Source organism: Ralstonia sp. A12 (genome assembly GCF_000801955.1).
In the GTDB taxonomy this organism is placed as follows: Bacteria; Pseudomonadota; Gammaproteobacteria; order Burkholderiales; family Burkholderiaceae; genus Ralstonia.
Map to the genome: position 1 here is coordinate 1 of NZ_JSZO01000054.1, position 1210 is coordinate 1210.

General features: G+C 61.0%; 1 protein-coding gene. It reads left to right on the plus strand.

The window, feature by feature from the left end; all coding sequences use genetic code 11:
* Position 1 precedes the first annotated feature (1 nt).
* On the plus strand, positions 2-1210 hold the full coding sequence (tuf, locus tag PI87_RS27905; RefSeq protein ID WP_039601006.1) for an elongation factor Tu: 1209 nt from the start codon (positions 2-4) through the stop codon (positions 1208-1210).

Sequence of the window (1210 nt, forward strand, 5' to 3'; positions counted from 1 at the left end):
CATGGCAAAGGAAAAGTTCGAGCGGACCAAGCCGCACGTGAACGTTGGGACGATTGGTCACGTTGACCACGGTAAGACGACGCTGACCGCAGCAATCGCAACCGTGCTGTCGAGCAAGTTCGGTGGTACCGCCAAGAAGTACGACGAAATCGACGCAGCGCCGGAAGAAAAGGCACGCGGCATCACGATCAACACCGCGCACATCGAGTACGAGACGGCTAACCGTCACTACGCGCACGTTGACTGCCCGGGCCACGCCGACTACGTCAAGAACATGATTACCGGTGCCGCCCAGATGGACGGCGCGATCCTGGTGTGCTCGGCCGCTGACGGCCCGATGCCGCAAACGCGTGAGCACATCCTGCTGGCCCGTCAGGTTGGCGTGCCGTACATCATCGTCTTCCTGAACAAGTGCGACATGGTGGACGACGCTGAGCTGCTGGAACTGGTCGAGATGGAAGTGCGTGAACTTCTGTCGAAGTACGAGTTCCCTGGCGACGACACCCCGATCATCAAGGGTTCGGCCAAGCTGGCGCTGGAAGGCGACAAGGGCGAGCTGGGCGAAGTGGCCATCATGAACCTGGCCGACGCACTGGACACCTACATCCCGACGCCGGAGCGCGCAGTTGACGGCACGTTCCTGATGCCGGTGGAAGACGTGTTCTCGATCTCGGGTCGCGGCACCGTGGTGACCGGCCGTATCGAGCGCGGCATCATCAAGGTCGGCGAAGAAATCGAAATCGTCGGTATCGCGATGGACGGCGACAAGCCGAAGATCGACAAGACGACCTGCACGGGCGTGGAAATGTTCCGCAAGCTGCTCGACCAAGGTCAAGCAGGCGACAACGTCGGTATTCTGCTGCGCGGCACGAAGCGTGAAGACGTTCAGCGTGGCCAAGTGCTGGCCAAGCCGGGCTCGATCAAGCCGCACACGGAATTCACGGGCGAGGTCTACATTCTGTCGAAGGACGAGGGCGGCCGTCACACCCCGTTCTTCAACAACTACCGCCCGCAGTTCTACTTCCGTACGACGGACGTGACTGGCTCGATCGCCCTGCCGGAAGGCAAGGAAATGGTCATGCCGGGTGACAACGTGTCGATCACCGTCAAGCTGATCGCCCCGATCGCCATGGAAGAAGGCCTGCGCTTCGCAATCCGCGAAGGCGGCCGTACCGTTGGTGCTGGCGTCGTTGCCAAGATCATCAAGTAA